Origin of the sequence: Paenibacillus sp. RS8 (assembly GCF_041956825.1) — a bacterium.
Lineage (GTDB): Bacteria > Bacillota > Bacilli > Paenibacillales > Paenibacillaceae > Paenibacillus_AQ.
The window spans coordinates 2,921,458-2,942,702 of the sequence record NZ_CP168131.1 but is presented as its reverse complement, the minus strand read 5'-3'; the positions used below and the strand labels follow the sequence as shown (position 1 = coordinate 2,942,702).

The window sequence follows — 21,245 nt, the reverse complement described above, 5'->3', positions numbered from 1 at the left end:
TATAAATGTACTTTTCCAAAATGTAAAGGCGTTGATTCAAGAATTTTCATCTACCAATTTCTGCTTGCGATACTCAGCGAAAGCTATGTATTCTTTAATGAATTCCTTTTCTTCTGGAAGCAATTCATCCACTCGACCTTCACTTGTCTTCGCTTCTTCGAAATCATAGGTCGCACTGCTCTCTTTCAATATCTCAGGTGTGTTTCTGCCTAAGATAAGCCAATCCAGACTCACATGAAAAAAAGCACCGATCTCAATCAATTTATGTGTTCCCGGAGTAGACTTCCCCCGCTTCCAATCGCCCATATTCCCTGTGCTAATGTTTAACTGCTCACAGAACGATTTCTTGGTCAGACCTTCTTGCTTAATTAAGTACTCTATACGTTCGTAAATGGTCTGCATCAGTGAACCGCCTTTCACAAAAAAAAATAAAAAAAGACTTATTTAAGTGATTCGTATTGTAAAATAACGTAAAAAAGTATATAATTGGTGCTATTATGTATTATCCGATTATATCATATGGCTAGAATGACGATAAGAGGCGACTCAGGTGACAAGTAACTCCCTTTATTATCTTATCATCTTGAAGGATCTCTAGGAGGGAGCGGTTACTTTTGTCAAAGTGCTTATCATCTTCCATTATCCATTCACTTGAACGCCTCCCCCACAATGCAGTGGTCATCAACAATCAAGGAGTTATCCAGTTCACCAATCGGAAGTGGAAGGTATTTAGTCATGAATACGGCCTCTCCCCCCATAACAAATGGATTGGAGCTTATTATTCGGAGCTTATGCAAGATGTGATTGTCGATTCCGAACAATGGGCCAAGCTTTGTGAGTCGGTGACAATCATACTCAGCAGAGAACACCAGGTTTATACTGCTGAATTCTCCATACAACCTATCAATAAAGGGAGCCGGATTTTTCGTTTGGAGCTCTATCCTCTTCTTTCAGATGATTATTTAGAAAATGCTTTTATTATTTCTCTATATGATTTGGGCGCTTTTATAGAAGGAACTCAGCTGTCAGGAATCACCAGCCTCTGTTCGACATGCCAGTCAACACATGAGTTAATCCCTATCTGCGCTTCCTGCAAATCTATTCGAAATTCTAAGGATGAATGGATCACTATTGAACATTTTTTAAAGCAACAGCTTGCTCTCCAATTCACCCATGATATCTGCCCAGACTGTGTCAGACAGCTTTATCCCCAATATGCCAGAGCCTTTAAGAACTAATCAGTTTATCTAATCTTATAAAAAAAAGTAAGAAAACCTCTGCGAAGCAAAGGATTTCTTACTTTTATTTGTATGCGGTAGAGAGGACTCGAACCTCCACGGGTATACACCCACTACCCCCTCAAGATAGCGTGTCTGCCATTCCACCACTACCGCATAATATGACCCGTATGGGATTCGAACCCATGTTACCTCCGTGAAAGGGAGGTGTCTTAACCCCTTGACCAACGGGCCTTAGCAAGGTTGTCTTAACGTGACAACAAAAATTATGATACCAGAAATATAGAGACATGGCAAGCACTTTTTTTCATCCATTTTTCAGCCCATAGCATTCTTAGATACTTCAATCATCTCTATATCCCAATCAGATCTAATTCTGACCTTGACCCACTCATATTGTTCCCTTGAATCGCTGTATATCTCATAGACATAAAGAAGCTTTCTTCTGGAGCCATGGTCCTCATAACGGATAGGTTCAATAGAAAGATTTGCGCCACAAGATATTACAGTCTTGGATAGCTTTCTCCTAATAGAAGGATAGTGCTTACCATTCAGTACGCGATGCATATGTAGCATCATACCAACGCCGATCAACGCAGCAAGCCCACCGAAGATCAGTCCTGCCAGGCCGTTATAATAAGACATATCCCCTTGATGTGTAAACGAAAGTATAGCGGTCTGCGTAAGAACGAGGGATATCAAGGAGGCTGCTAGATTGGATAGTTTAATTGCCGAAACTGCCGGCGCTTTTCCTTTTCTCATTGTAACAATCGATCCATGCACCGCCGTACAGAAATAACCGCACGCAATAAATGATAAAAACTATGCTAGACGTAGTCAAGATGACTCCAACCCTGAAGTAGCTCTTATATTCTTCTCTGCCGTACCCATACGGATGTGTTTCGTCAGGCGGCCGCTTCCCCTTAAGATGCCTTTTAACCGCAGTTGCCTTCGCTAAGGCTAACCCTACATTGTACAAAGCATATATACATAAGAAGATTGAGGCAGTATAGAGCCCTACAATCATTTTTCCAACGGCCATAACAATGTTCATATAAAACGATATTTTTGCATACTTGATTGAACGTTCTATTTTTCTTTGATCCATATTCCTCACTCCCACTAACTAACAAAAAAAGAGCCCTTGAGGCTCTAACGAATATATTCACGGATTCATAATTGAATCCGAGTTCGATCATCTTCTTACTGAAGCTTTTTCCAGCTGAGAGGGCGAGCGGAATGCGCAGTTTTCTATCCCGAACAAAGCTTCCCTTCCCCTGCATGGAATAAATAAGCCCCAGCTCCTGCAGGCGTTCATATGCTTTCCGAGCGGTCATACGCGGAACCTTGAACCGCTCTGCAAGCTCATGCTCCGATGGCAATTTATCGTCAGACACATACTCGCCTGACTGAATAGAGGCGTTCAAATGATCCATAATATCCATTTCTTCAGACATTCTGATCACCCCCATAGCAGCAATTGCTTACGTTCCTTCAGTGCACCTACAACTGCAGCATCAGGACTTTTACTGCCAAGTGTTATAGGACTTTCACCATAGAAGCCATGAAAATCTGAACCTCCGGTCATGATCAGATTATATTTAAGTGCCAATTCCCGTGCCCGAAGCTCATCTTCTTCTCTATGCAATGGATGCCATACCTCAATGCCTTGTAAACCAACCTCCACAAGTTCATCTACAGCCTCAAAGCTCTGGAATTGCCCCGGATGTGCTAGCACAGGAACACCACCAGCCAGAATAATGGTCCGAACTGCATCTTTCGCATCGACATATTCTATCGGAATATAAGCAATGCCAGGTTGTTCCCCTCGCTGCCCTCGTGAGAAAAGCTTTTTATATAAGTCGCCATAGATCCGATCCGTATAGCCTTGATCAATTAGCGCATGCATAATATGCTGCTTATATACTCCCGTTCCGCCTTCGGCGTAGCTCAGGACATCCTCCCAGCGAATGTTATAGCCAGCTTCGATTAACCGCTTAGTTGCCAAGCAACAGCCTTCATGACGCCGTAAAAGTAGAGGACTACATAAAGCATTAATGGCTTCATGATCCTCTTCGATAAAATAGCCAAGAATATGAATCCGACGTTGGCGCTGCGTATCATAGCCTGATATCTCAATGCCAGGGATAAATTCGATGCCACGCTCTCTGCACATCTCGTCCATCTCAGCTAGCCCCTGTGTTGTATCATGATTGGTAACTGCCAAGTGCCCGATTTGTTCTTGTACAGCAAGCTCCAGCAGCTCTGTAAAATGAAGTGAACCATCCGACATTTTCGTATGACAGTGCAGCTCAATTTTCATAGCTTCCTCCTTCAATTTACTTCTTGAGCCCATTCTAACTTGATGCCAAGTAGCAAGGGTCATGGCAATGTAAGCGGAACGTTAAAAATTGTAATAATTTAGATATAAAAAAAGAGCAAACCCAGTGTGATGATCTGGGTTTGCTCTTTTGTTTTCCTCTGAACTTATGGATTAACCTTCGCTTCGAAGGTTTGTACTCCATCTACAAATTTTAGCACCACCGCTGCTTTTACCGGGTCATGCGTTTCATTCATTGTGATCTTACCCGTAGCCAGTTGTAAATCCTTCGTCCCAGCGAGTGCCTCCTTCAGCTTCTCAGGGTCCGTGGAGTCCGCACGTTTAATAGCATCCGCTACTAGCTTCACAGCATCATATCCAAGCGCAGCCATCCCATCTGGAACAAGATCACCGTTAGCAGCCTTGAAGGCATCTACGAACGATTTCACTTCAGGCGAGCTATCTTCAGGTGAATAGTGATTGGACATATACGTATTATTGAGCGCCTCAGCGCCGGCAATCTCAGCCAGCTGTGGTGAATCCCAGCCATCCCCGCCCATAAACGGAACAGTGATGCCCATCTCACGAGCTTGTTTTACGATTTTGCCGACCTCTTCATAATAGCCCGGGAGATAAATCACATCAGGATTAGCTTCTTTAATACGTGTTAACACGGCTTTAAAATCAGAATCTTTTTGTTGATAGGATTCTTCGCTTAAGATAGAGCCGCCATTTTTAGTAAAAGTAGCTTTAAAAAAGGTTTGCAGCCCTTTGGAATAATCACTAGAAGCATCTGTATAAATAACTGCTGTTTTCGCTTTAAGTGTATCCTTGGCGAAGTTCGCCATTACTTCTCCTTGAAAAGGATCAATAAAAGAGGCGCGGAATACCCATTCATTCAAGTCACCAGTACGTTCATCAACAGTTACTTTGGGGTTAGTGGCTGAGGAGCTGACCAGAGGAATGCCTTTTTCTTGAGCAACGGGAACAATCCCTAGTGTATTCGTAGATGTAGTTGCACCGATAATAGCTACAACTTTATTGGTAGTAATTAGCTTTTGCGCTGCGCGTGTCGCCTCTTCCGACTTAGATGCATTATCCGCTTCAATCAATTCAAGTTTTTTGCCGAGCACTCCACCAGCATCATTAATTTCTTTTACCGCCAGCTTTGCCCCTTTAAGTGCAGAATCACCGAAGGAAGCCTGGCCGCCTGTAAGCTCAAGGTCTGCTCCAATCTTGATGGTCCCTCCACCAGCATTCTCGCCCTCAGCGGTAGTGTCGTCTGTCTTGTTCCCACAGCCTGCCAGCAATCCACCAGCCAATAACACAGTCATCAATATGGCCCCGATTTTCTTCATCCTCTTCCAGCCTCCCAAAATAAATGATTTATAGGTTCTTTCTGTGATGCTGTTGTGAACTAGCCGATGAATTAATGTCCCAGATAAGCCATTCTGATCTCTTCCGAGTCTGCCAATTCCTTGGCATCTCCCTCAAGCACCACTCTGCCTGTTTCGAGCACATAAGCTCGATGAGCAATCTTAAGTGCCTGATGCGCATTTTGTTCTACAAGAAGTACTGTCGTTCCAGAGGCATTCACTTCTTGGATGATCCGAAAAATATCCTGAACGAGCAATGGAGCCAGCCCCATGGAAGGTTCGTCTAGCAGCAATAGCTTGGGATGCCCCATCATTGCACGCCCCATAGCGAGCATCTGCTGCTCCCCGCCAGACAAGGTGCCGGCAAGCTGTTTTTTCCTCTCTAAAAGACGCGGGAAGGTGGAGTAGACCTTGGCAAAGTCAGCAGCTAAGCTGCCCGAATCTTGTAAAAAAGCGCCTAACTCCAGATTTTCTTCCACCGACATATTAGCAAATACACGCCTGCCTTCCGGACAATGAATAAGCCCCTGTTTTACGATGGACTGCACACTCTGATTCGCAATCGATTTTCCAAGGAAATCTATAGTACCTGTCTTCGGTTTCAGCAATCCTGAGAGGGTCTTGAGCAATGTAGACTTTCCTGCTCCATTAGCTCCAATTAGAGTTACAATCTCGCCTTCTTTTACATGCATACTTAAATCCTTCAAGGCATGGATGGCCCCATAATACACATTAATTTCTTGTATACTAAGCATGGTCCACTACGCCTCCTGTCCTAGATAGGCTTCGATGACTTTTGGATGATTCCGTATTTGTAGCGGTGTACCCTCAGCAATCAGCATTCCGCGATCAAGCACATAAATCCGGTCACACACTCCCATTACAAGGGACATATCATGCTCGATAAGCAAGATCGACAGATCAAAGGACTCACGGATCCAAGCAATCAGATTCATTAGCTCTTTGGTTTCGTTCGGGTTCATCCCTGCCGCAGGTTCATCCAATAGCAAAAGCTTAGGCCCCGCTGCAAGCGCACGCGCAATTTCCAGTCGCCGCTGATTTCCGTAACTAAGATTCCCGGCACATTCATCACATTGATCAGCTAGATTAAAGATTTTGAGAATGTCCATAGCCTTCTGTGTAATTTTGTTCTCCTCAGTAAAATGCTTAGGCAACCGGAGCATAGAGGTAAAGATTGAATGTCTGGCATGCTGGTGAAACGCGATCTTAACATTATCGAGAACCGTCATAGCGGTAAATAGCCGAATATTCTGAAATGTCCGCGCAGCCCCTTTTCGATTAATACGATAAGGCTTCATCCCACCTACAGCCTGATTGCTCAGAGTAATGTTACCACTGGAAGGCGGATATACCCCCGTCAACAGATTAAAAAGAGTTGTTTTCCCCGCCCCATTAGGTCCAATAAGTCCAATCAACTCACCTTTATTAATGTGGAGGGTTACTTCATTCAGCGCCTTAAGTCCCCCAAATGCACGACTCGCCTGTTGAACATCAAGAAGCACTTCCGCTGTTAATGCTGTCACTTGGCTTGACCTCCTTTTTAGACAATTTCAAGAAAGAAAAACCCGTGCTGCCAAGCAGCCCCTTAGGCCGAAAAATCATCATCAGAATTAGAATCGCCGAGTAAATAATCATCCGCAGCTCCGGATACTCCTGAAGCACCGTAAAGAGCACTGTCAGCACAATCGCACCCACGATGGCACCGCTTGTACTTCCTAGTCCACCTAACACAACCATGACTAGAATTTCGAATGATTTTAGAAAATTAAAGCTACCAGGATTGATGACGTAGAACTTATGAGCAGAGAGACCACCAGCTATCCCCGCAAATAATGCACCGAGTGAAAAAGCAATGACTTTGTACAAAGTCGTATTAATCCCCATCGCTTCAGCAGCAATTTCATTCTCCCGAATCGCTGTACAAGCTCGGCCGTGAGTGGAACGTATAAAGTTATTGATCACAACAACCGTGACCAGTGTGAACAGAAACATAATCGTCCAAGTCGTTTGATTGGGGATGCCGCTTAGACCTGAAGCTCCGCCCACATATTCTGTATTGAGCAGGACAATCCGAATAATCTCTCCAAATCCCAGCGTAGCAATGGCCAGATAATCTCCATTTAGCCGTAAGGTCGGAATCCCAATAAGCACACCAAAGAATGCAGCCACCAGACCAGAGATTACTAACGCCAGTACGAAAGGCATGTCAAAATTCAGAGTTAGAATAGAAGAAACATACGCACCAATGGACATAAACCCAGCATGCCCGATTGAGAATTGCCCTGTTATCCCGTTAATCAGATTCAAAGACACCGCCAGCATGACATTTATACAAATCAGAATTAGCGTAGACTCCATAACATCATCAAATATTCCCGTTGTTAGAAGAACTTTAATGATGACATATAGGACAATAGCTAAGACGATGCCGATCCAAAATGACTTGTTTATCTTCTTCATACGGCATCTCCCTACACTTTCTCACGGACATTTTTACCAAACAGCCCGGACGGTTTAAAGATAAGGATTAGGATGAGTACAGCAAAGGCCACACCATCACGCCACGAAGAATACCCCAGAGAAGAAACCTCTGTCTCAACTGTACCCAGCAGAAGCCCACCCACCAAAGCGCCGGGAATGCTGCCAATGCCACCAAGCACAGCAGCCACGAAAGCTTTGAGTCCTGGGAGCACACCCATCATCGGGTCAACCGAATTGTAAGTCATTCCAAAAATAACGCCCGCCGCTGCCGCAAGTGCAGATCCTATAGCAAAAGTAGCTGAAATCGTCCGATCCACATTAATCCCCATCAGGCGTGCAGCTTCCATATCAAAAGAAACAGCCCGCATCGCTTTACCGATCTTGGTTCGGTGCACAATATACTGGAGAATGATCATCAAAACAACCGTCGTTCCCAAGATCATAATTTGGTTGGAGTCTACCTGAATCGAAGAACCAAACAAGGTGTATTGCTGCTTATTAAGTATCTCTGGAAAGCCTTTAGCCTGAGGCCCGAGAACAAATACACCTGTGTATTCCAGAAAAAAAGAAACGCCGATTGCAGTAATAAGTACAGCGATCCGCGAGGCTTTTCGTAGAGGTTTGTAGGCTAGCCGTTCGATCGACATCCCCAGTAACGCACTGATGGTCATAGAGATCACCAATGAAATAAGTAAGACCAGGATTGGAGGCAGCCCTGCCGTAGCCAGATACCTAGCGCTGAACAATCCGATAAACGACCCCACCATAAACACATCACCATGAGCAAAATTGATCAATTTAATAATCCCGTAAACCATGGTGTACCCTAGTGCGATCAGAGCATAGATGCTCCCTACAGAAATCCCGTTAATTAATTGTTGAATGAAATACTCCATCGCCGTCCCCCTATTCCTATATTCACTTTTTAAAAAGCACCTTTCTTAAGCTTACATTCATTTTCATTATTTTATGTCACTTATATTAACATAAAAATACAAATAGATTAACGATAACTGTGTTATTTACTAAAAAATTCAATATTTACGTTATATTACATGACATATAATTTCATTGAACAAGGAGTGATTCTACGGAAAAACGTGTAAGGAGGAGGAAAACTGAGGAAAGCAGAGATTTTTGAAGTTCGGCACCAATTGACCCATGTTCGATATTCATTCGAATGCTGAACTCAATGGGAAATAATATAACATTTATCTCATTATGACATACAAAAAAAAGCTTATTCCCAACCGATAAACGGAAGGAGAATAAGCTGTTCACATTTTTTCTTTTAATTCTAATTCTTTAATCTGCATCATATGATGTCGGTCATGTGATATAAAATCCTTTAAATATGACTCAAAGCAAAACCTTCCGTCAACATATTTTTCCGAGTATTTTTCCTCTTCAAGACTACCTATACAATCTAATATTAAGTTACGATACTTCATCGTCAATTCTATTATTTCGTCTTTAGTTTTTGTCTTACCATATGTAACAGCATCATTATTAAATAGATCGAAATCAATAAGTTGAAGTGTTATCGCTTTATCGCACACTATCGGTTCTATTGTCGATTCATAAAAGTATTTATCCCATAGCATTATATGACTAACAACATCATGAATTGCCCATTTCCCTTCAGCGATGGGTGTTTTCCAATCTAAATCAATAATTTCTAGAACAAATCCATTCCATTCCTTAAACTGATTTAGCAAGTCTGATCTGTTATTCATTTGCATATCTCCTTTTTTATCATCATAATCCCAGAATAATTCTTTCTAAAAAGATTACATCATTTGACTTATTTGATGTTGTAACAAACTTGCCAATAAGAACTTCTCTTCACTATCAGCTGCGCCCACTAATAGACTATGACCAAGTTCATCTCTGACAGTAATGTTAATTTCGTTTTGCTTTAAGATAATAGTTCCAACCTCTTTAGAACTCAACTTACTAGTAACTCGCTTTACAAAAACCGAAGCTGTCATTCCAAGAGCTTATTTTTTATATATGTAATCAATAAATCCTTGCCGTATCCATTCGCCTTCAAACTTTCTTTCCAATACTCGATCTTCTTTGTATATTAATTGCATATCCTCAAACATAGAATCCGCCTCATGATAATCATAATAAGAGTGGATCACTAATTCATCATCTTCCATTTGCTCATACTGATGTTCCCCTAAATCAACCCCGTCACCGACTCGAAAATCCTTAAGGGTTAAAAAATTAACGAACAATAGCCCACCAGGTTTCAGCACCCGTTTCAATTCATTTATTGCTTCTTTCACATCTTGTTTTTTCATATGAAAAATAGAATTATACGAATACACGAAACTCATCGACTCATCGTTTAATGCCAACTGTCTCATGTCACCCTGATGAATGTTTAAATTCTGCCCTCTTTCTGCTGCGAACTGATTAGCTCTGTTCATTTGTTCAACATTCATCTCTATTCCGTATGTAGCGTATCCATAATTCGCAAACAAACTTAGTGGAGGTGTATCTCCTCCTGCACCACAATCTAATATTGTTTTTTCCATACCACTTTCATTACACAATGCCAAAAATCTGTACAGGGGTATTTGTTTAAAAAGCTCCATGTTTATTTCGCTCCTTTGAGTTTAGGTTAATCCTTTCTCAAACCACCTTACTCATAGCTAAGATCCTTTTTGTAGTAAAAATGCTTACTTCCAAGTGGAGCATCTTCGATAGTTGCAATCACTTTATATCCATACTTCTTATAAAATCCGGGCGCTTGAAAGCTGAATGTATCTAATTTGATAAAAGTACATTTTTTCGCTCTAGCAACTTGCTCTGCTTCTTCCAATAATCTTTTCCCGTAACCTTGACTACGATAGTTATCATCCACCCACAAAATACCAATCTCCATCCAATTCCAACATATCGCACTGTTGATACCGGCAATAATATCTCCTTTATCATCCTTCAAGCATAAATTCACCTCCTCATAGATGCCATTTGGTACTTGTTTAGAATTAAATTCAATAAGTTTTTTTCTAACGTAATCTGTTTCTTCATTTGAGCTATAAAGTATCTTAGGATTAATCGACATAAGTTCCTCCGGATGTTTTATCTCTAACATTGAATCCCCGCAATTCCAAAAGTCCCATTTATAACTTTCTCGTACTCATCCCATTCAAAATAAAAAGGCCCAACATTAATAGCTTTATTGCTGGGTTCCAGTTTGAAATCTCTCCATATGATAAGATTCTCTTCTTTTTCAATAAATACGGATATAAAGCCGCATTCTTCATCGCCACACCAGGGACAGACTAATATTGGGTACCTATAGTACAAATATTCATGCATTTCGTTTAACAAGAAATAGTTAATCATTTTCCTTTGATGCTCTTCACTACCCCACCCGAGCGATGGAACCATATCATGTTTTTTAAGCGTTTGGTAAAGAGACCTATCATCAATTATTATGTCAGCAAATTTGGTATTTTTATTTCCTTCTTGATCACGATCAAGACTATCATATCTACTTGACAGTTTAGTTTGTAATTGATTTAAAATTTTCATTTTCCCTCCGCAGTATAACTACTGTGTTAGCTGATGTAATCGACTTCGTTAGGCTTATTAGTAAACATTCGCTTTTCTCACTCTATTCACCTTCCCAAATATAGAATCCGGCCACCATCATCACTAATAATTTAGAAAAAAGACAATTTATACAACAAAAAAAGAGCCCCCAAAATGGAAGCTCTTCTTATGTAATTCAGAACGGAGAGAGTGGGATTCGAACCCACGCACCGCTTACGCAGTCTAACCCCTTAGCAGAGGGTCCCCTTATAGCCACTTGGGTATCTCTCCATAAAAATGGCTCCCCGAACAGGACTCGAACCTGTGACAACTCGATTAACAGTCGAGTGCTCTACCAACTGAGCTATCAGGGAACATTAGAAGTAAATTTAGAAGTGAACATGAATTAATTTATCATGATTTCAAGGTCTAGTCAAGCGGGTAAAATAATTTTTGTGATCGTTTTCAAATTTACCTCTTACTCTGCCTCAATATAGATTTAAGAGGGAGCTATCCCCCTCTAGTCTATACGTAACACCATTCCCCGTCTTCCGGAACCTGTACTCGATCTTGTAGCTCCTCCTTCTCCAAGTGAGCTTTTAACTTATCTCGGGTAACTAGGCAATGGTTGATGGCGTTCATGTGTACAGCGATGACCTTAGAAGAAGGAGCATATTCGCATAAGTCTACGACATCCTGCTCATTCATTGTGATATGGCATCCGCTTAAAAACTGCGCACCACCAGCATTTACAACTGTCACCTCAGGTTTAAAAACGTCCAATGCCATTTTCACCTTATCACACCAAATTGTATCCCCAGCCACATATAGAACAGGTTCTCCTTCCGCCTGAAACACAAACCCGGATACCTTACCCATAAGTTTACCAGTCACTCCAGTGCCATGTCGTCCATCAGTACGTGTTATAGTTATTCCATTAAACGTCAGCGAATCTCTAATTTCCGTGGTATGCTCAAACCCCTGCTTCGATAATTTATCTCCGTCTCCTTCCTGACATAATAGTGGTAGATCATGCGGCAACAAAGAAATGGCAGCGGCATCCCAATGATCCTGATGAAGATGTGTGACAAGAATTACATTAGGACTCAGCCATTGTTCTATGGCTCCCGGCAAAGGAACGAGCGGATTCCGACGATCATTTTCCGTATTAAAAATGGGAGGATTAACACCCTGCTCACTCAACATAGGATCGATCAGAAATGTACTTCCACCATACTCCAGCCATAGGGTCGCGTTGCGAATATGCTGTATTTTCATCGTAAGCCCTTCTTTCTTTCAGATCTCTTCTGCTACAATAAATTATAGTTGGACCTTGAAACAGAATACATTGAGATTGGAAAGAGATTGGCCTGTTCTACTTTCATGCAGAAAGGATTTTAGATAATGATGAGTTCTTACTCCATAGATGATGTGGATTTTCGCATCCTACAGCTTCTAATTGAAGATTCCACGATCAGTCACAGAGACATTGGGCAGCAAGTCCATATGACGGGTCAAGCTGTGGGCGCGCGTATTCGCAAAATGCAGGACACAGGAGTCATTGAAGGTTACACCGTTCGCTGGAATCCGGATAAGGTTGGGGAGACTATTCATGCCTTTATTACTGTGTTTCTGGGTTCGAATACGGTCCATCCAGCCTTTCAGACATTCGCAAAGCAACATGACAGCGTTAAAGAAATACATCGCGTCAGTGGAGAAGGCTGCTATTGGATACGTGTTCGTACGGGAAGCCAAGAGGAATTGAATAACTTTCTCGACGAGCTGCTGAAGTTCGGAAATTACAGAGTCAATCTATCAATGGGAAAGCTGAAATAAGGCTGTATCGCGTAGGAGGCCGCTATCGAATCAGTTGACCTTATATGCAAAAACGCAGAGCAACAATTCTCCAATAATCGGAGAACCGCTGCTCTGCTGTCTTTTTACATATGAAATGTTATAGCTTCTACTACCAAAGCTAATTCAATAATTTAGCTGTTCTAAGCAAACGAACTAGAATTACAGCTGCTTCTGCACGGCTAGTATCACTGCCAGGCGCAAAGCTGCCTGCGGATTGGCCTTTCATAATCCCTTTAGCAGTTAAGACATTCACAGCTTCAGTTGCCCAAGAAGAAATAGAAGATGCATCTGTGAAAACATTTGTAGCAGTGTTTGCTCCAGATACTTCAGCTCCAAGGTTCAGCAGCTTCAATGCTCTAGCTGCCATAACAGCCATTTGCTCCCGTGTAATAGGAGCATTCGGACGGAAGGTTCCATCCTCATAGCCTTGAACTAATCCTAGAGCTGCTGCGGCTCTTGCGTCCGCTGCATACCACGATAAATCGGACACATCACTGAAGGTCCTCGTTGTATTCCCAACGACAAGACCCAACGAACGAATCAGCATAGCCGCGAACTCGGCACGACTAACTGATTCCTGAGGCGCAAATGTATCTGCGGATTGTCCGGTCAAGATCAGTCGACTAGCAAGCATCTCAATCTCATTCTTTGCCCAGTGTGAAGAAATATCCCCAAATGTAACAGGGTGCAGTGCTGCGACGAATACACCGCTCGCACTACTGCTCTTAACAGTAACCTTGGTCATCCCATCCACGAGTTCGAACATCGCAGGTACATAACGGAAGGAACCTGTCTGTTCATCATAAATAAGGACTACCCCTGTCTTCGCATCCAGCGCTTCCTTAATCATAAATGCACGTTCTACATAGGTGGTGCCGAATCCATTAGCAGGTACAATGGTTTTGCCATCTGTAACCTTTAAGGTAATACTTACCGGAGTTCCTTGTACAGTAAAGCCTTGTTGCCTAGCCTTGGCAAGCAGTTGTTCCAAGCCTTTTCCGCTTAGCGGATTTAGTTGGAACTCTAGCGTACCTGCTGGCATTTGTGCCGCTTTCAGCACGCTCTCCACGAGTCCTAGAGGGAAGCGATAGCTCATATCGCCACTGGCAATAACAAGCACCGCATTCGGGCTAAGTACTGCCGCATTGCGTAAAGCTTCTGCGCTAAAGCGAGCTGTACCATCTCCATTAGCTGAAATCTCGATCACAGCCTGCCCAGCAGTCGCCTTAGCCTTTAACTGCGCATCATGATTAGCAGCTGGTGTTGGCGTTGGTGTAGCGACAAGTGCAACAGGATTTACTGACCCCGCCGGATCAGGAGTAATAGTTGGACCTGGTGTGCTCGTTGGAGCTGGTGTACTCGTTGGACTAGGTGTACTTGTTGGTTCAGTCGGATCCACAGGATCCGTCCCACCATTAGGTAATACCACCTCAACTGTATACACCCTCTTATCGTTGCCAACAGTTACCGTGAAGTCTGTGCTTCCCGCTTTAAGCCCATGCAGACTGCCGTTTGTAAAAGTAGCAATATTACTGTTCGTCAGCACAAGTGTAGCTTGTGAAGTAATCTCCACCCCTTCTTTGTCAAACACCTGAAGGATCGCTGACTTTCCTTGTTCCAGTACAACAGGTCCGCTCTGTCCATCTTCAAGCTTGAGGGAGAACGGTTTAACAGCTGTGGCTATTCCTTGGTTCTGTTCAATGATGCTTAATTCAGGAGATGCATTGGTCAGGAGATTCATCCGTTCGCCACGAATAATCAAGTTGTCGACGAGCAGGTTACCTTTCAGATTTTTCGTAACTTCTATACCGCTTGTGCCTGCCCCGTCTAATACATTATTCGTCAGCATAATTCCATCAATCGTCGTGAGCGCTTCTCCCTCAAGGTTACCGTGGGCAATCAGGCCAGAATAGGTGCTGTCGAGCGCCGTATTGTTACGGATGAACACTTTTCCTTTCAGATCACTCTCACCAGCGTACAGCCATAATGCACCGAGATTCACCCCATAACCGGAATCATAACTGCCTGTGCGAAGTAATGTATTCCGCTCAACGATAGTCGTTCCTTGGAACGGCTCTGCGGAGAAACGGGTAGATACAGCGATCCCGGCTCCGTTAGTCACAGTATCTTTTACCACGTTATCTTGAACTTTGTTATCTTTACCACCGAAGACCACAATGTTATCGGCCAACCATGGCAGTGAGACGTTATTAAAGCGTGCCGTATTGTTATAGCTAAGTGTCCGTTCCGCGCCATTCACTTCATTCAATTTGGCATCTGTGAACGACCACATCGCAATACCATCATCCCCTGGATAACGGATGTCACTTTGTTCCATCATGCTGTTGCCCGTGCCTACGGCAAAGTTAATTCCATCTGCCATAAGGTTACGGATTCGAAGACCTGCCATGTACAGACCATTTGTGCGAGCCTTCTCACCAATAGGTTGTGTTAACCACAAGCCTGCTTTGGTATGTTCAATCCATACGTTCTGAATGACCGAGCCTTGCCCAAAAGCACCATGGAAGGCATTGGTGAATGCTTCATCATCTCGTACGTTTATACCACCATCAATTAATAGGTCGTATACACCGACTTTGCCGCCATGACCATAAAATTTTGCTCCATTCAGAACTGTATACCACATGCCTGCACCACGAATTTCAGCCGTATCCAGATCCAGCAAACCCTTTCCGACATTGAAGGTACCTGCTGGGAACCAAACCCCAGTACCTGTTGCCTTCGCTTCGGCAAGCGCTGCCTTAAAGGCTGCGGTATCATCATCTTCATCATTGGCTACCGCTCCAAAATCCGTTACGGAAATAAATCCTTCAGGGCGTGTTAACTCAGGTGCTACCTGCTCCATATCCACCAAGTCGATGACGTATGAAGTGGCATTGTCTCCTGTTCCCTTCTCTAAACGAATGGTAGCTCCAGCAGGAGCGTTCCCAATCAGAGCATGAATTTCATCAAAGAAGCGATGTCCACTACCTTGACGAGGATCATTAGACCATGGGTAACTACCGTATTCCCAAGCGTATTTTGATGTCAGATTTAGCTTTTTCTTAACTCCATCTACATATAGGGTCAAAGTTTCATCAGCACCAGTACCATCCGAACTGTCAGGAATGGAATAGCGAAGAACAATAGAATTAGCTGCTTCTGCAAGCTTGAACTCTACATAGTCCCCCGTATTCTTCAAGGCGACAGCTTGTCGTCCAGAAGCCTCTGAAGCCATTGTGAGATATTTCCGCGAAGGACCGATCAGCGTTCCGTTAGTCGCTGCATCTTCAGCTTCATAACTAATGTAAGGAACTGTGGCTCCGCGGTAAACTTTGTTTACGCTATTTTTTACGGTCAGGCTATCAATACTTACTTTGCCCCAATCAATGTTGCCGTTGCTTAGAGAAACCGTATTAATCCCTGCACGAAGCTTCAGCTTCACCTGTTCAGTCGTCCAAGAGGAGGACTTCGCCAAGCTAACTTTAGCCGATTCCTTCAGGCCGTTCACCTCAAGCAACAGATCCGTTACATCACTGGAAGTGTTCTTGTATCGAACAACGGCATCGTATTCTCCAGCTTGCTGGGCATTGACTGCAAACCGCATAACATGATCGCCTTGGAATGCTTCTCCTCCTGCATAAATTGCATCTGTAGGAATGGGCAAGAAGCTCCAAAGAGTGCTATCGGTTCCCACAGCAGAGCCAAGTTGAACAGCTGATGCGTCGTGAGTAAGATAGGCTGTTTTATCCGCGCTTAGCAGGAGCTTGTAGCCTAATTTCTCTTCCAGCGTCCACTTGGAACGTTCAGTTTCCCCAGAAGCTAACAAGAGGGCTTGGTCTGCTTCATTTAAAGAAAGATAATGTTTGGTCTGAACGTTCATTATGCGTTTACGTCCATTTACATCCTGAACGATCCACTGGGAGTGAGCAGCGTTATCGGAAGGTTCCGCATATACGAGCGCCCCTTCTTGTTCAGCCAATACTTTGCCAGTTAGCCCTTTCGGCACGATCGTTATAATATTGGTATCGTTCTGAACTGGAGTTGTTGTCTTGTTATTGCGCAGTTCTCCAAACGGAGTAGTAAACTCCTGCGAAGCTGCTTCAAGCGTCCATTGAGCTAAGCCGTCACTCTCTAGTAGGAGCGCACGTTCAGCATATCCTGTCTTATTCGCAATGTTTATTAATTCATCGTCGTATTCTCCATAGAGACTACGAATGGTGTAATGCGTATAATCGGAAGCCAAGCTTACTTCCCAAGCAGATGCTCCGTCTATAGCCGGTTCTGCGCTACTGCTCTCCAAGTATGAATAATCTCCATTCAATGTTAAAAAATGTCCAGTTGCACGATTGATAATCGTCTGTTTGCCGTCCTGCACAGCTATATTCCAATGCGAGAATCCATTCTCTGTTGACGGCTGCCCGTACAGAACAACTCCGTGCTCATTCTCGTATAAATACTCCCCGCTGTTTGCATTCTTAAATCTTACAGGGTAAGCAGGGATCGTCGGCGCAATCGCTTCAACGGCTTCAGCGGTAAAATGCGCACTGTTTCTATCCGCTGCATCGGGAGCCTTACTAATCTTAATAATCGGATTTCCCTTCTCATCGGAAGCCCCATACATATAGTGGCCAGCCCATCCACTCTTGAAAGTAGTCAAACCTGAAGGCTGCATATCCACAATCCACTTAATGCTGCCCCATACATCATAGACAGTTTGCAGTGTCTGAACGGCAACATTAGGCTCAACCTCATCTACTGCACCACCTATATGCTCCAGGGAGAGATAACGTCCAGTACCTTTATTTTTAATCTTCACAGATCCATTGCTGCCAGCTATTTCTTGCAGCTGCCAGACAAAGGTATCGTCGTTCATATCAAGTGAACCATAAGTAGCCTGACCTACTGTTACATCCTCGTTCGCAGCGGCTAGAGGGGTCATTTTTGCGTCAGCGGTTGCAGATTCCGTCTTATCCTGCGGCACCACTACTTCAGTGTCCTGCGAATCATAGACAGCTTCGGTGACAGTCTTAGATTCTAGCAATTTCTCTAGTACATCTGGAGAACTCAGCAAAGGACCGTCCTTAAGATATTGATCTTCACCATTTACAGCGTCTAGCTTGAAGCGGAACAAGTCCTGCTTTTTCTCGGTGACAGGAACAAATCTCCACTGCGGACTGCCCCAACCTGGATTGATCACACCATACTCAGCATATTTAGTGAGATTCTGAAGTGAGATGAATTTTTCTGGGAATGTATTAGGTTCCTTGTCGAGGACACTACTGATTACGTAGGTACTATTCCCAATATTTTTTCCTGTCCAGATGTATGCCTGCTGCACATTATTCCTGTCTGGTAGCTCGGTGACCTGAATATGGCCATCTGGCATATTCACCGTGTTAATATAGTGGCCTGTTTTCTTATTCTTGAATAGCTTACGGCCATTGTACTTCTCAACCAGCCATTGATCAGAGCCATCCTTCTGCATATTTCCGTACTTCAAAAGGCCGTCAGCAGATTCATACCAATAAAAAGACTTCCAGCCATTTTGAATACGATAATATGGAATGGTGCCATCTGTTGGTGTGTTAGGGTCTAGAAGCTGCCACTGGGCGCTTAATGAAGTCGCATCCCCACTTGCTCCTGCACTGTCTCCACCCAAGGTAGATAGATAGATGCCTTTACTCCCGCAATTTTCTAACGTCTGGTAGTCATCATAATCATCAGAATCTTTAAAATTCCATTGATCCGAAGGTTGGCTACCACTGATCTGCAAGGCCTTGGCTGTGCCATCACTATAGGAAAGGTAATGATTAGTTGCGGCATTACGGATACGTTTATTGCCGTCATAATCCTCTATATACCATAGATAATCGGATGAATCAGCAGTATCTGGAGCAATTAATCCGTGCTTAAGTGCACCGTTTGCGGATTCATACAAGAAATCTGTAGCTACTTGTGCATCTGTATAAGTTGCCAAGCGTACCGGCTGCAACTCGGAAATAGGAACAATTTTCCACTGGGCATTAGGATTGGTTGCTTCACCCGGCCAGCTGTTAGAGCGCACGTTATTATCTTCCTCAAACTGAGGATTCAGCCATAAAGGTTTAACTCCGTCGGTTAATCCTTTATTACTTAAGGTAATAAAACCCGCTCCATCCGCACCTGGTGCATCTTCCTTCACCCATTCGCTTAGCGTCACCTTGTCCGGATCGATTTCTTGCGAAAAAACTCCAGCCCAAGTCACTTCATTTTGCTTAATATAATGACCCGTCTCACGGTTTCGAATCATCAGTGTTCCGTCGTCCGTTCCCGGCTCAAGAAGCCACTGGGCAGCCTCATTCTTCAAAGGCTGTTTACCGTAAAGTACATTTCCTTTTTCCTCATACATCACCTGACCGGGACGCATCCGGCTTTCCAACCGTACAGGTACTGTTCCTGCGTTAGGATCGATAAAAGCCCACTGCGGACTCTCAAACGTAATATTGATATCCGAGCTTACCTGCGCATAACCAAGCTGATTCTCCTCATGGATAACCAGCTTACTCTCAGGTACGCTCGCGCTTCGGATGATCATGTATCCGTTTCTATTGGAAATATCGATCAGCCATTGATCCGTAACACTTCCAGCTCCTTGGAGATCCGCCGCCTTAAGTGTATCCTCTTTGCCGTTATTACCAGCCATTGTAATGTAGTGGCCCGTCTTTACATTCTTAATTCGTGACAGACCATTTACCGTCTCCACTGTCCAATGCGATGATGTGTCCGCTGGATTGGTCATGCCATAACGCACGATACCATCAGACGTTTCATATAAGAAATTATTTTTCCACTTATTCTTGATGAGTACTGTCCCTGATGGGATTAGCCCTGCGCCTGTTCCTCCAACTCCCTCTGCACCTACGGAACCGCTACCGATTCCCATCACAGGCAAGCTTGAGAAAATCAGCAGCATCGCGAGCAGACCCGCCATCGCGGACCTGAATCGTTTCATAAATGTACCCCCTCTACCTAATATGGACTTCCCTTCCATCTTAAGTTGGTAACGCTTACAAAACGATGTGTGATTTTATCCAGAAAAAGGTGTATTTGTACGTATCTCCCGAAAGGTCTGAGCGCTACTGAGAATTGACAAATCTGCTGAACCCTAAGATAGTTAATTTAATAAGAAACGAGCATTCATTAAATGGAGGTACATATGAAATTCAAAATGGATTCACCAAAAATATCAGATCCAGACGCTCTACTCCCTGAGCAAATATATTCGCTGCAAACCAAAGATGAATTTAGTCGTTGCAGCATAAGCGATACAGTTATTGATAATCAAGAGGCGAATAAAGTCAGCTTTGATCAAGTGGTTTTAAAAAATGTTACGATTATCGAGTCGTCCTTAACTGGGATTGAGCTGATGGATGTGATTTTTGAGCGATGCGATCTATCCAATGTGGATTTTACGAATGCGATTATTCATCGAACCGAATTTAGAAACTGCAAGCTCATTGGTACGGACTTTACAAGGGGGCGATTCCAAAATGTTCGCGTGGTAGATTGTATCGGGGATTTTGCAACGTTTCGAATGGCTAATCTGAAGCAGGTTGCTTTTGAGAATAGTTCATTGATGAGCTCTGATTACTACCAATCCAATTTCCAGAAGGTCAGCTTCAGTGAGTGTAATATTGATCAAGCCACCTTATCAGGATCAAAGCTTAACGGGATTGATCTAAGTGACTGCGAGTTCAGTGGCTTAATCGTGGATATTCAGGATTTAGAAGGATGCATCATTTCGCCTCAGCAAGCTGTTTCCTTTGTGGGATTGATGGGTCTGGTTATAAAATAACGCCATGCTCGTGTCTGATTACTGGACTTCCAGCGCCAGCAGCTTCAGCTTCCCCGAACATTTACCGCAGCGGTAGCGCTTGGGATCTACTTTTCGCTTACGCGGATACTCCATGGCGCACGCTGTACAGATCAGCTTGTACCGATAAGGCAGTGACTTCCGAGCTTTCGCACCCGGCAATGTCTGACAGTAGCGACTTCCGCCAACTTGTGCAAGCAGTCTCTTGAAATCAGTGTCACGATGCATATACCCTCGCTTCGCCAAATGCAGATGATAATGACAGAGCTCGTGTTTGATAATCTTCTCCGTCTCTTCTCTACCGAACATAGCAAGCTGATGGGGATTAATCTCTATATTATGGCTTCTGGTAAAATATCGTCCGCCTGTTGAAGATAATCGGCTGTTAAAGCTTGCCTTGTGCCTAAAGGGTACACCAAAGCTGTCCCGCGACACCTGCTCAATCCACAGCTGAAGCTCTTCGTTGCTCATCGTTTCCATAGCGTTCTATCACAAGTCCTTTCCACGGGAATTAACATCTCTACTTGAATTGTAACTTGTGCATA

General features: G+C 43.6%; 21 protein-coding genes and 4 tRNA genes. 3 read left to right on the top strand and 22 right to left on the bottom strand.

Going from position 1 to position 21,245, the window contains the following annotated elements; all coding sequences use genetic code 11:
• Window positions 1-36: 36 nt before the first annotated feature.
• Window positions 37-402 (bottom strand): helix-turn-helix domain-containing protein, encoded by a 366-nt coding sequence (locus ACDZ28_RS14580; protein ID WP_076118204.1) that lies wholly within the window; start codon window positions 400-402, stop codon window positions 37-39.
• 212 nt (window positions 403-614) lie between these two features.
• Between ACDZ28_RS14580 and ACDZ28_RS14575 the strand changes: the two genes are divergently transcribed.
• Window positions 615-1,238, top strand: a complete 624-nt coding sequence (locus ACDZ28_RS14575; RefSeq protein ID WP_375105040.1) for a hypothetical protein — start codon at window positions 615-617, stop codon at window positions 1,236-1,238.
• A 73-nt stretch (window positions 1,239-1,311) separates the two neighbouring features.
• On the opposite strand, the gene ACDZ28_RS14570 is transcribed toward ACDZ28_RS14575, so the two are convergent.
• From ACDZ28_RS14570 to ACDZ28_RS14480, 19 genes are all read right to left on the bottom strand, one after another.
• Window positions 1,312-1,394, bottom strand: a tRNA-Leu gene (locus ACDZ28_RS14570).
• 6 nt (window positions 1,395-1,400) lie between these two features.
• Window positions 1,401-1,472: transfer RNA gene (locus ACDZ28_RS14565), tRNA-Glu, on the bottom strand.
• An 84-nt stretch (window positions 1,473-1,556) separates the two neighbouring features.
• Window positions 1,557-2,000 carry a hypothetical protein gene (locus ACDZ28_RS14560; RefSeq protein WP_375105039.1) on the bottom strand — a complete coding sequence of 148 codons (444 nt, stop codon included), beginning with the start codon at window positions 1,998-2,000 and terminating at the stop codon, window positions 1,557-1,559.
• Entirely contained in the window at window positions 1,963-2,265 is a 303-nt protein-coding gene (locus tag ACDZ28_RS14555) for a cation transporter (protein WP_375105352.1), read from the bottom strand. Before ACDZ28_RS14555 ends, ACDZ28_RS14560 begins: the two co-directional genes overlap by 38 nt.
• On the bottom strand, window positions 2,174-2,695 hold the full coding sequence (locus ACDZ28_RS14550) for a GntR family transcriptional regulator (protein WP_375105038.1): 522 nt from the start codon (window positions 2,693-2,695) through the stop codon (window positions 2,174-2,176). Before ACDZ28_RS14550 ends, ACDZ28_RS14555 begins: the two co-directional genes overlap by 92 nt.
• Before the next feature lie 5 nt (window positions 2,696-2,700).
• The gene (locus tag ACDZ28_RS14545; protein ID WP_375105037.1) at window positions 2,701-3,561 is read right to left on the bottom strand and encodes a PHP domain-containing protein; all 861 of its coding nucleotides are present in this window, start codon (window positions 3,559-3,561) and stop codon (window positions 2,701-2,703) included.
• 164 nt (window positions 3,562-3,725) lie between these two features.
• Window positions 3,726-4,916: an ABC transporter substrate-binding protein gene (locus ACDZ28_RS14540; RefSeq protein WP_339289539.1), complete on the bottom strand. Its 1,191-nt coding sequence runs from the start codon at window positions 4,914-4,916 to the stop codon at window positions 3,726-3,728.
• A 71-nt stretch (window positions 4,917-4,987) separates the two neighbouring features.
• The gene (locus ACDZ28_RS14535; protein ID WP_076121920.1) at window positions 4,988-5,689 is read right to left on the bottom strand and encodes an ABC transporter ATP-binding protein; all 702 of its coding nucleotides are present in this window, start codon (window positions 5,687-5,689) and stop codon (window positions 4,988-4,990) included.
• A gap of 6 nt (window positions 5,690-5,695) precedes the next feature.
• Window positions 5,696-6,478 (bottom strand): ABC transporter ATP-binding protein, encoded by a 783-nt coding sequence (locus tag ACDZ28_RS14530; RefSeq protein WP_081390102.1) that lies wholly within the window; start codon window positions 6,476-6,478, stop codon window positions 5,696-5,698.
• Window positions 6,447-7,415, bottom strand: coding sequence for a branched-chain amino acid ABC transporter permease (locus ACDZ28_RS14525; protein ID WP_375105036.1), 969 nt, complete (start codon window positions 7,413-7,415; stop codon window positions 6,447-6,449). Before ACDZ28_RS14525 ends, ACDZ28_RS14530 begins: the two co-directional genes overlap by 32 nt.
• 11 nt (window positions 7,416-7,426) lie before the next feature.
• A complete protein-coding gene (locus tag ACDZ28_RS14520; RefSeq protein WP_375105351.1) occupies window positions 7,427-8,254 on the bottom strand; it encodes a branched-chain amino acid ABC transporter permease in 828 nt (275 codons plus the stop codon).
• Window positions 8,255-8,713: 459 nt separating this feature from the next.
• On the bottom strand, window positions 8,714-9,172 hold the full coding sequence (locus ACDZ28_RS14515) for a DinB family protein (RefSeq protein ID WP_042124785.1): 459 nt from the start codon (window positions 9,170-9,172) through the stop codon (window positions 8,714-8,716).
• Between the two features lie 54 nt (window positions 9,173-9,226).
• The gene (locus ACDZ28_RS14510) at window positions 9,227-9,427 is read right to left on the bottom strand and encodes a hypothetical protein (protein ID WP_042124783.1); all 201 of its coding nucleotides are present in this window, start codon (window positions 9,425-9,427) and stop codon (window positions 9,227-9,229) included.
• A 9-nt stretch (window positions 9,428-9,436) separates the two neighbouring features.
• Window positions 9,437-10,042 carry a class I SAM-dependent methyltransferase gene (locus ACDZ28_RS14505; RefSeq protein WP_042124781.1) on the bottom strand — a complete coding sequence of 202 codons (606 nt, stop codon included), beginning with the start codon at window positions 10,040-10,042 and terminating at the stop codon, window positions 9,437-9,439.
• A gap of 47 nt (window positions 10,043-10,089) precedes the next feature.
• Window positions 10,090-10,515 carry a GNAT family N-acetyltransferase gene (locus ACDZ28_RS14500; RefSeq protein ID WP_339289535.1) on the bottom strand — a complete coding sequence of 142 codons (426 nt, stop codon included), beginning with the start codon at window positions 10,513-10,515 and terminating at the stop codon, window positions 10,090-10,092.
• A gap of 23 nt (window positions 10,516-10,538) precedes the next feature.
• Entirely contained in the window at window positions 10,539-10,988 is a 450-nt protein-coding gene (locus ACDZ28_RS14495) for an oxidoreductase (protein WP_375105035.1), read from the bottom strand.
• Window positions 10,989-11,190: 202 nt separating this feature from the next.
• Window positions 11,191-11,279, bottom strand: a tRNA-Ser gene (locus ACDZ28_RS14490).
• 7 nt (window positions 11,280-11,286) lie between these two features.
• Window positions 11,287-11,362: transfer RNA gene (locus ACDZ28_RS14485), tRNA-Asn, on the bottom strand.
• Between the two features lie 151 nt (window positions 11,363-11,513).
• Entirely contained in the window at window positions 11,514-12,266 is a 753-nt protein-coding gene (locus tag ACDZ28_RS14480; protein WP_375105034.1) for an MBL fold metallo-hydrolase, read from the bottom strand.
• Window positions 12,267-12,395: 129 nt separating this feature from the next.
• Between ACDZ28_RS14480 and ACDZ28_RS14475 the strand changes: the two genes are divergently transcribed.
• The gene (locus ACDZ28_RS14475) at window positions 12,396-12,824 is read left to right on the top strand and encodes an Lrp/AsnC family transcriptional regulator (RefSeq protein ID WP_081954235.1); all 429 of its coding nucleotides are present in this window, start codon (window positions 12,396-12,398) and stop codon (window positions 12,822-12,824) included.
• Window positions 12,825-12,963: 139 nt separating this feature from the next.
• Here the strand turns inward: ACDZ28_RS14475 and ACDZ28_RS14470 are convergent, their stop codons facing one another.
• A complete protein-coding gene (locus ACDZ28_RS14470) occupies window positions 12,964-19,839 on the bottom strand; it encodes an S-layer homology domain-containing protein (RefSeq protein ID WP_375105033.1) in 6,876 nt (2,291 codons plus the stop codon).
• 204 nt (window positions 19,840-20,043) lie between these two features.
• Between ACDZ28_RS14470 and ACDZ28_RS14465 the strand changes: the two genes are divergently transcribed.
• The gene (locus tag ACDZ28_RS14465; protein ID WP_375105032.1) at window positions 20,044-20,682 is read left to right on the top strand and encodes a pentapeptide repeat-containing protein; all 639 of its coding nucleotides are present in this window, start codon (window positions 20,044-20,046) and stop codon (window positions 20,680-20,682) included.
• Between the two features lie 18 nt (window positions 20,683-20,700).
• On the opposite strand, the gene ACDZ28_RS14460 is transcribed toward ACDZ28_RS14465, so the two are convergent.
• Window positions 20,701-21,171, bottom strand: a complete 471-nt coding sequence (locus ACDZ28_RS14460; RefSeq protein ID WP_081389778.1) for a SprT family protein — start codon at window positions 21,169-21,171, stop codon at window positions 20,701-20,703.
• Window positions 21,172-21,245: the final 74 nt, after the last annotated feature.

What these genes read in the sequence shown, in the direction of transcription:
- ACDZ28_RS14580 (WP_076118204.1), bottom strand. Translation starts at nt 402, where the DNA reads ATGCAGACCATTTACGAACGTATAGAGTACTTAATTAAGCAAGAAGGT.
- ACDZ28_RS14560 (WP_375105039.1), bottom strand. Translation starts at nt 2,000, where the DNA reads ATGAGAAAAGGAAAAGCGCCGGCAGTTTCGGCAATTAAACTATCCAAT.
- ACDZ28_RS14555 (WP_375105352.1), bottom strand. Translation starts at nt 2,265, where the DNA reads ATGATTGTAGGGCTCTATACTGCCTCAATCTTCTTATGTATATATGCT.
- ACDZ28_RS14550 (WP_375105038.1), bottom strand. Translation starts at nt 2,695, where the DNA reads ATGTCTGAAGAAATGGATATTATGGATCATTTGAACGCCTCTATTCAG.
- ACDZ28_RS14545 (WP_375105037.1), bottom strand. Translation starts at nt 3,561, where the DNA reads ATGAAAATTGAGCTGCACTGTCATACGAAAATGTCGGATGGTTCACTT.
- ACDZ28_RS14540 (WP_339289539.1), bottom strand. Translation starts at nt 4,916, where the DNA reads ATGAAGAAAATCGGGGCCATATTGATGACTGTGTTATTGGCTGGTGGA.
- ACDZ28_RS14535 (WP_076121920.1), bottom strand. Translation starts at nt 5,689, where the DNA reads ATGCTTAGTATACAAGAAATTAATGTGTATTATGGGGCCATCCATGCC.
- ACDZ28_RS14525 (WP_375105036.1), bottom strand. Translation starts at nt 7,415, where the DNA reads ATGAAGAAGATAAACAAGTCATTTTGGATCGGCATCGTCTTAGCTATT.
- ACDZ28_RS14520 (WP_375105351.1), bottom strand. Translation starts at nt 8,254, where the DNA reads ATGGTTTACGGGATTATTAAATTGATCAATTTTGCTCATGGTGATGTG.
- ACDZ28_RS14515 (WP_042124785.1), bottom strand. Translation starts at nt 9,172, where the DNA reads ATGAATAACAGATCAGACTTGCTAAATCAGTTTAAGGAATGGAATGGA.
- ACDZ28_RS14510 (WP_042124783.1), bottom strand. Translation starts at nt 9,427, where the DNA reads ATGACAGCTTCGGTTTTTGTAAAGCGAGTTACTAGTAAGTTGAGTTCT.
- ACDZ28_RS14505 (WP_042124781.1), bottom strand. Translation starts at nt 10,042, where the DNA reads ATGGAGCTTTTTAAACAAATACCCCTGTACAGATTTTTGGCATTGTGT.
- ACDZ28_RS14500 (WP_339289535.1), bottom strand. Translation starts at nt 10,515, where the DNA reads ATGTCGATTAATCCTAAGATACTTTATAGCTCAAATGAAGAAACAGAT.
- ACDZ28_RS14495 (WP_375105035.1), bottom strand. Translation starts at nt 10,988, where the DNA reads ATGAAAATTTTAAATCAATTACAAACTAAACTGTCAAGTAGATATGAT.
- ACDZ28_RS14480 (WP_375105034.1), bottom strand. Translation starts at nt 12,266, where the DNA reads ATGAAAATACAGCATATTCGCAACGCGACCCTATGGCTGGAGTATGGT.
- ACDZ28_RS14475 (WP_081954235.1), top strand. Translation starts at nt 12,396, where the DNA reads ATGAGTTCTTACTCCATAGATGATGTGGATTTTCGCATCCTACAGCTT.
- ACDZ28_RS14470 (WP_375105033.1), bottom strand. Translation starts at nt 19,839, where the DNA reads ATGAAACGATTCAGGTCCGCGATGGCGGGTCTGCTCGCGATGCTGCTG.
- ACDZ28_RS14465 (WP_375105032.1), top strand. Translation starts at nt 20,044, where the DNA reads ATGAAATTCAAAATGGATTCACCAAAAATATCAGATCCAGACGCTCTA.
- ACDZ28_RS14460 (WP_081389778.1), bottom strand. Translation starts at nt 21,171, where the DNA reads ATGAGCAACGAAGAGCTTCAGCTGTGGATTGAGCAGGTGTCGCGGGAC.